This window comes from Kitasatospora sp. NPDC056783 (genome assembly GCF_042789895.1).
Classification (GTDB): domain Bacteria; phylum Actinomycetota; class Actinomycetes; order Streptomycetales; family Streptomycetaceae; genus Kitasatospora.
This window is the reverse complement of the sequence record NZ_JBHUAF010000421.1, coordinates 1-7,234: the sequence shown is the minus strand read 5'-3', so window position 1 is coordinate 7,234 and position 7,234 is coordinate 1. Positions and strand designations below refer to the sequence as shown.

Sequence of the window (7,234 nt, the reverse complement as noted above, 5' to 3'; positions counted from 1 at the left end):
GTGCGGGGCGGGCTCAGATGAGGCCCAGCTCCTGGACCGCGTCGCGCTCCTCGGCCAGCTCCTGGACCGAGGCGTCGATGCGGGCGCGCGAGAAGTCGGAGATCTCCAGGCCCTGGACGATCTCGAACTTGCCGTCCTTGGTGGTGACCGGGAAGGAGGAGATCAGGCCCTCCGGAACGCCGTAGGAGCCGTCGGAGACGACGCCCATGGAGGTCCAGTCGCCCTCGGCGGTGCCGTTGACCCAGGTGTACACGTGGTCGATGGCGGCGTTGGCGGCCGAGGCGGCCGAGGAGGCGCCGCGGGCGTCGATGATGGCGGCGCCGCGCTTGGCGACGGTCGGGATGAAGTCGTTCTCCAGCCAGCCCAGGTCGCTGCCGACGGCCTCGAAGGCCGGCTTGCCGGCGACCTCGGCCTGGAAGATGTCCGGGTACTGGGTCGCGGAGTGGTTGCCCCAGATGGTGACGCGCTTGATGTCCGAGACCAGGGAGCCGGTCTTGGCGGACAGCTGGCCGAGGGCGCGGTTGTGGTCCAGGCGGGTCATCGCGGTGAAGCGCTCCGCCGGGACGTCCGGGGCGTTGCGCTGGGCGATCAGGGCGTTGGTGTTGGCCGGGTTGCCGACGACCAGGACCTTGATGTCGTCCGCGGCGTGGTCGTTGATGGCCTTGCCCTGCGGGCCGAAGATGCCGCCGTTGGCCTGGAGCAGGTCACCGCGCTCCATGCCCGCGGTGCGCGGACGGGCGCCGACCAGCAGCGCGACGTTGGCGCCGTCGAAGGCCTCGGCCGGCTTGTCGGTGATGGTGATGTCGCGCAGCAGCGGGAAGGCGCAGTCGACGAGCTCCATGGCGGTGCCCTCGGCGGCCTTCAGGCCCTGCGGGATCTCCAGGAGGCGCAGGTTCACCGGCACGTCGGCACCGAGCAGGTGGCCCGAGGCGATGCGGAAGAGCAGCGCGTAGCCGATCTGGCCGGCCGCTCCGGTGATGGTGACGTTGACGGGGGTGCGAGTCATTTCTACCTTCTCCAGCAAATCGCCAGGTGCCCCAGGCACACCGGCGCACTGGAGCCGAGGACGGTCTCTCGACATCGAGAGACCGGCGTCAGGTTATCGCAAAGGAAAGCCTATGCCGCGTGTGCGGGCCTGGCTGATGCGTCACAGACGCGGCACGGCCCCCGCCCGGGCCCCCGGAAATTCCAGGGAGCCCCGGGCGGGGGCCGCGGCGGGCCCGCGGATCCGTGTTTGGGCCGGCCCATCAGCTGGCCGATGTTGTCCAGCAGCGGGATCTGCAGCCACGGGTTCGGCTGTGCCACCAGGGTCAGCAGCACGATCGAGGCCCCCAGGAAGGTCAGCACGACGACGTCGGTGAAGCGGCTGCGCACCGCCAGCATCCCGACCTCGGGCAGCACCAGCCGGAGCACCGCGCCGAGCAGCACCCCGCAGCCGAGGATCAGCAGCCCGTACTTGAAGCCGTCCTTGAAGTCGGCGAACCAGGTGACCGCCAGGCCGGCGCCGACCACCAGCAGGACCAGCGTGATCGGCCACTGCCGCACGGGCAGCGCGTGGTCGCGTCCGAGGGCCGCGGCCGAGCCCTCCGGAGGCAGGGTGCCGGTGGTCTTGACCGGCCTGCGGCTGGGCCCTGCCGGTCGCGGTTCAGTCATGCTCGCCGTCCCTGGGGTGTCAGATGCCGGCGCGGCGCTCGGCCGCCTCGACGATGTTGTTCAGCAGCATCGCGCGGGTCATCGGGCCCACGCCGCCGGGGTTCGGGGAGATCCAGCCCGCCACCTCGGCCACGCCCGGGTGCACGTCGCCGACGATCTTGCCCTCGCTGCGGCTGACGCCCACGTCCAGCACCGCCGCGCCCGGCTTGACGTCCTCCGGCTTGACCAGGTGCGGCACGCCGGCGGCGGCCACGATGATGTCGGCCTTGCGCAGGTGGGCGCCCAGGTCCCGGGTGCCGGTGTGGCACAGGGTGACGGTGGCGTTCTCGCTGCGGCGGGTCAGCAGCAGGCCGATCGAGCGGCCGACGGTGATGCCGCGGCCGACCACGACCACCTCGGCGCCGTCGATCTCGACGTCGTGGCGGCGCAGCAGCTCGACGATGCCGAGCGGGGTGCACGGCAGCGGGCCGTCGATGCCCAGGGCGAGGCGGCCGAGCGAGGTCGGGTGCAGGCCGTCGGCGTCCTTGTCCGGGTCCATCAGCTCCAGGACCGGGTTCTGGTCCAGGCCCTTGGGCAGCGGCAGCTGGACGATGTAGCCGGTGCAGGACGGGTCGGCGTTGAGCTCGCGGACGACGTTCTCGACGTCCTCCTGGGTGGCGGTGGCGGGCAGCTCGCGCTGGATCGAGGCGATGCCGACCTCGGCGCAGTCCTTGTGCTTGCCGTTCACGTACCAGCGGCTGCCCGGGTCGTCGCCGACCAGGACGGTACCGAGGCCGGGCGTGACGCCCTTCGCCTTGAGGGCCGCCACACGGGCGGCGAGTTCGGACTTGATCGCGGCGGCGGTGGCCTTGCCATCGAGAATCTGGGCAGTCATGGCCCCATTCTCCCGGATCGCCGGGGGTCGCCGTACCGAGGGCTCGTGCTGTCGGCCGGCGCGCGCCCGGGAGTGACCGGTACGGCGGGCCCCGGGGCCCGGAGTACGGCGTCCGGGTGAACGAACGGCTTCGGAGGTCCGCGCCACGTTGCGGTTGCGCCACAGTCTCGGCCCGCCCGGCGAACCGGCTGGACAGGGCGCCGCCGTCCGGATGACGATATCCGGGCATTCCCGCCGTGGACCGGCCCGGTGACGGGCCGACGGACCCGCGGCGGGGCGTATCCGGGGGAAAGAGCCAGTGAGCCGACCACATCAGTGCGAGCAGTCCGACCGCGGGGGCACCGTCCCGCCCGCGCCGTACCCGTCGGCCGCCTCGCGCCCCTGACGCTCACCACTCTGCCGAACCGCGGCGCCCGTCACCGCCGCCGGGCTGTCACCCCGCCCCGCTACCGTCCCTTCCGGTGGGTGATCCGACTCACCGACCGGCACCGGGCCGTCGGCGTCCCGTCCCCGCGTCCCCGCAACTGCCCGGAGGCATCCATGAGTTACCCGACCGACCCGAACAACCCGTACGGCCAGCCGCCGGCCGCGCAGGGCTACGGCTACCCGCAGCAGGCCCCGCCGCCGCAGGCCGGGTACGGCTACCCGCAGCAGGCGCCGGGCTACGGCTACCCGATGGCGGCCCCGCCGCAGTCCATGCCGGGCCTGATGATGACCGCCCGGGTCCTGCTGTTCATCGTCGGCGGCACCCAGGTGCTGGCGGCGCTGTTCTGCCTGCTCGGGGCCGCGGCCGCCAAGGGCGCCATGGACCAGAGCAACTCGACCGACGAGGGCCTGCTCGCGCTCGGCAACGCCGCCGCCGGCGTCGCGGTCGTCATCGGCGTCGTGTTCGCGCTGGCCGCCGCGCTGTCCATCACCCTCGGCGTGAAGTTCGGCAAGGGTGGCAACGGCGTCCGGATCACCACCATCGTCTACGGCGCGATCGGCGGCCTGTTCGGCCTGTTCGGCCTGCTCGGCGCGTTCGCCGCGAAGGAGGGCCAGGCGGCGAACCTCGTCGTCGCCCTGCTGTGGGTGGCGATCAGCGTCATCTGGATCGCCGGCGTGTGCACCCGGGACGCCGTCAACTGGTTCAACCGGCCGAAGTACTGACCGGCCGACGGCTCACGACGGAGCGGCCCGGCTCCCTCCTCGGAGGGGGCCGGGCCGCTCTGCCGTTCCGTCACGTCATCAGTGGAAGAAGTGCCGCGCGCCGGTGAAGTACATCGTCACGCCGGCCTCGGCGGCCGCCGCGATGACCTCCTCGTCACGGATCGAGCCGCCCGGCTGGACGATCGCCCGGACGCCGGCCGCGATCAGGATCGCCGGGCCGTCCGCGAACGGGAAGAAGGCGTCCGAGGCCGCGTAGGCGCCCTTGGCGCGCTCGCCGGCCCGCTCGACCGCGAGCTTGCAGGAGTCCACCCGGTTGACCTGGCCCATGCCGACGCCGACCGAGGCGCCGTCCTTGGCCAGCAGGATCGCGTTGGACTTGACGGCCCGGCAGGCCCGCCAGGCGAAGGCCAGCTCGGCCAGTTCGTCGGCGGCCAGCGCCTCACCGGTGGCGAGGGTCCAGTTCGCCGGGTCGTCGCCCTCGGCGTGCACCCGGTCGGCGTCCTGGAGCAGCACGCCGCCGGAGACCGGGCGCACCTCCTGGCGGTTGGCCGGGGCCTCGGGGGCGAGCAGCACCCGCAGGTTCTTCTTCTTGGTGAGCACCTCCAGGGCGCCCTCCTCGTAGCCGGGGGCCACGACGACCTCGGTGAAGATCGGGGCGATCTGCTCGGCCAGCGCGACGGTGACCGGGCGGTTGACGGCGATCACGCCGCCGTACGCGGAGACCGGGTCGCACTCGTGCGCCTTGCGGTGCGCCTCGGCGACGTCGGCGGCGGTCGCGATGCCGCACGGGTTGGCGTGCTTGATGATCGCGACGGCCGGCTCGGCGTGGTCGTAGGCGGCGCGGCGGGCGGCGTCGGTGTCGACGTAGTTGTTGTACGACATCTCCTTGCCGTGCAGCTGCCGCGCGCCGGCCAGGCCGCCGGTGCCGTCGCTGTACAGCGCGGCGCCCTGGTGCGGGTTCTCGCCGTAGCGCAGCACGTTCTGCCGCTCCCAGGTCGAGCCCAGGAACTCCGGGAAGCGCTCGTCGCTGGGCGCGTAGCCGGCCTCGAACCAGGAGGCGACGGCCACGTCGTAGGCGGCGGTGTGGGCGAACGCGGCGCCGGCCAGGCGCTTGCGGGTGGCCAGGTCGAAGCCGCCCTCCCGGGCCGCCTCCAGCACGTCGTCGTAGCGGGCCGGGTCGACCACCACGGCCACCGAGGGGTGGTTCTTGGCGGCGGCGCGGACCATGCTCGGGCCGCCGATGTCGATCTGCTCGACGCACTCGTCCGGGGTGGCGCCGGAGGCGACGGTGGCCTTGAACGGGTAGAGGTTCACCACGACCAGGTCGAAGGGCTCGACGCCCAGCTCGGCCAGCTGCGCGCGGTGCGACTCCAGCCGCAGGTCGGCCAGCACGCCGGCGTGCACGCGGGGGTGCAGCGTCTTCACGCGCCCGTCCAGGCACTCCGGGAAGCCGGTCAGCTCGGAGACCTCGGTCACCGGCACGCCGGCGGCGGCGATCCGGCCGGCGGTGGAGCCGGTGGAGACGATGGCGACCCCGGCGGCGTGCAGGCCCTGGGCCAGCTCCTCCAGACCGGTCTTGTCGTACACGCTGATCAGCGCGCGACGGATCGGACGAACGTTCTCCGAAACGGGCGTGGTGGTGGAGCTGGCACTCATGCCGGAATCCATACCTTTCGGTCCTCGATGCGGTGGCCCTCGCGGGCCAGCCGGCCCACGACGTCGACGAGCAGCTTGCGCTCGACAGTCTTGATGCGCTCGTGCAGCGCTTCGCCGCCATCGGCGTGGTCGGCGTCGACGACCTCGACGACGCCCTGCGCGATGATCGGCCCGGTGTCCACGCCGGAGTCGACCAGGTGGACGGTGCAGCCGGTGACCCGCACTCCGTACGCGAGCGCGTCGGTGACGCCGTGGGCGCCGGGGAAGGCGGGCAGCAGCGCGGGGTGGGTGTTGACGATCCGCCCGGCGAAGGCGACGACGAACTCGGGGCCGAGGATCTTCATGAAACCGGCCGTGACCACCAGGTCCGGCTGGTACTCGGCGACGGAGGCGGTCAGCGCGCGGTCCCAGGCGGCCCGGTCCGGGTGGTCCTTCACCCGGTGGACGAAGGTCGGCAGGCCCGCCTTCCCGGCCCGCTCCAGACCGACGATCCCGTCCCGGTCCGCGCCGACCGCCAGGATCTCGGCGCCGTACGCCGGATCGGTGGCGGCGTCGATCAGCGCCTGGAGGTTGGTGCCGGAGCCGGAGACCAGCACCACCAGGCGGGCCGGTCCGGGCGTACGGGGCGGGAAGTGCTGGGCGGGGGCGGCGGCCACTGCGCGTTTCTCCGTAGGTCGGGCGCCGTCCGCTGGTACGTCCACCGGTGGTGGGGCCACTACGAACGGCAGGTCGAGCGAGGGGTAACTCCAGGGAAACCCGCCGCGACGCGGGCCCCGGGGAACCTCTGTGGGCTGCTGACCGTCACCACGATAACGGCTGGTCGGACGGCCTCCGCACCCTCCCGGCGGCGCTACGCGCGTAGTTGAGACGGGGATCTCCTCCGTCCCCCGCACCGGAGTTGCCCCCGGCCGCACCGGCCCCACCCGGGCCCGCGGCCCGGGCCCTCCGTGGACCGGCGGGCGGCTGCGGGATCATGGGAGCGGGAGACCGCTCCGACGCGAGGACCTCCGAACGAGCCCGACCGAGCCCGACCGAGCCCCGACCGAGAAGGAATGGCTGAACCCATGAGCAGCGGCGACGACACCGGCGAGCGCAACCCCTTCGCGCCGCCGCCGGCGGATGCCCCCGACCAGCCGTGGCAGCCGCGCAGCCCCTGGGGCGGCGAGGGCCAGGACGGCTCCGGGCAGGGCGGCCCCGGGCAGGACGGAGGGCGTCCGCAGGGACCCTCGCCGTGGGGCCCCGGGGGCGACGGCCGGCCCGGCCGGCAGCCGTCGGCCCCGCAGCCGCCCCGGCTCGACCCCGCGAACCCGGCCCACCGCAAGGCCCGCAACGCCGCGCTGGCCGGGCCGCTCGCGCTGGTCTGCCTGTTCACCGGGCTCCAGTGGCTCGCCCTGCTGATCGGGGTGCTCGGCATCGTCTGGGGCGTCGGCGCGCTGCGGACCCGCCGGCCCGCCACCCCGGGCACCCCGGCCACCGCCCCGGCCGCCACGGTCGCGGGGCCGGGCGGCCCGCACCCGGGCGCCCCGGTGCCGAACCCGCTCACCCCGGCCGCGCTCGCGGGCATCCTGACCGGTGCGATGACCGTCGTGTTCGCCACCTCGGTGATCGGCCTCGGGTACCACTACCGCGACTACGTCACCTGCGTCCAGGACTCGCTGACCTCGGTCGGCGCCCAGAACTGCGACCGGTACGCGCCGCAGTGGTACGTGGACTTCACCGGGAACGCCGAGTAGGCGCCCCTGGCCTGGTCGGGGCCGGGCCGGGCTCGGTCCCGGCTCGATTCCGGTTCGGTTGCGGCGGGGCGTCCGGGTGGCCGTCCGGGTCAGGCGTCCGGGTCGTCGGGGTCCGGGTCCAGGTCGTCGGCGTCCCGGACGCCCGGTCCCGAGAGCCGCAGCACAAGGG

Annotated in this window: 7 protein-coding genes; 2 read left to right on the top strand and 5 right to left on the bottom strand. The window is 73.7% G+C overall.

The features are described 5' to 3' along the window. Positions 1-13 precede the first annotated feature (13 nt). From ACFRMQ_RS35635 to ACFRMQ_RS35625, 3 genes are all read right to left on the bottom strand, one after another. Positions 14-1,006, bottom strand: coding sequence for a malate dehydrogenase (locus ACFRMQ_RS35635; protein WP_380734961.1), 993 nt, complete (start codon positions 1,004-1,006; stop codon positions 14-16). Between the two features lie 110 nt (positions 1,007-1,116). After that, a complete protein-coding gene (locus tag ACFRMQ_RS35630; protein ID WP_380734960.1) occupies positions 1,117-1,653 on the bottom strand; it encodes a DUF3017 domain-containing protein in 537 nt (178 codons plus the stop codon). 19 nt (positions 1,654-1,672) lie between these two features. Continuing rightward, the gene (locus ACFRMQ_RS35625) at positions 1,673-2,527 is read right to left on the bottom strand and encodes a bifunctional methylenetetrahydrofolate dehydrogenase/methenyltetrahydrofolate cyclohydrolase (protein WP_316523728.1); all 855 of its coding nucleotides are present in this window, start codon (positions 2,525-2,527) and stop codon (positions 1,673-1,675) included. A gap of 540 nt (positions 2,528-3,067) precedes the next feature. Here ACFRMQ_RS35625 and ACFRMQ_RS35620 point away from each other — a divergent pair. Next, positions 3,068-3,676 (top strand): hypothetical protein, encoded by a 609-nt coding sequence (locus ACFRMQ_RS35620; protein ID WP_380734957.1) that lies wholly within the window; start codon positions 3,068-3,070, stop codon positions 3,674-3,676. Between the two features lie 78 nt (positions 3,677-3,754). Here ACFRMQ_RS35620 and purH read toward each other — a convergent pair whose 3' ends face one another. Both purH and purN read right to left on the bottom strand, forming a co-directional pair. Next, positions 3,755-5,332: a bifunctional phosphoribosylaminoimidazolecarboxamide formyltransferase/IMP cyclohydrolase gene (gene purH / locus ACFRMQ_RS35615; RefSeq protein WP_380734956.1), complete on the bottom strand. Its 1,578-nt coding sequence runs from the start codon at positions 5,330-5,332 to the stop codon at positions 3,755-3,757. Continuing rightward, positions 5,329-5,988: a phosphoribosylglycinamide formyltransferase gene (gene purN, locus ACFRMQ_RS35610; RefSeq protein WP_380734955.1), complete on the bottom strand. Its 660-nt coding sequence runs from the start codon at positions 5,986-5,988 to the stop codon at positions 5,329-5,331. Before purN ends, purH begins: the two co-directional genes overlap by 4 nt. A gap of 408 nt (positions 5,989-6,396) precedes the next feature. Here purN and ACFRMQ_RS35605 point away from each other — a divergent pair, with 408 nt between their 5' ends. Continuing rightward, positions 6,397-7,065, top strand: a complete 669-nt coding sequence (locus ACFRMQ_RS35605) for a hypothetical protein (protein ID WP_380734954.1) — start codon at positions 6,397-6,399, stop codon at positions 7,063-7,065. The last annotated feature ends 169 nt before the right edge of the window (positions 7,066-7,234 follow it).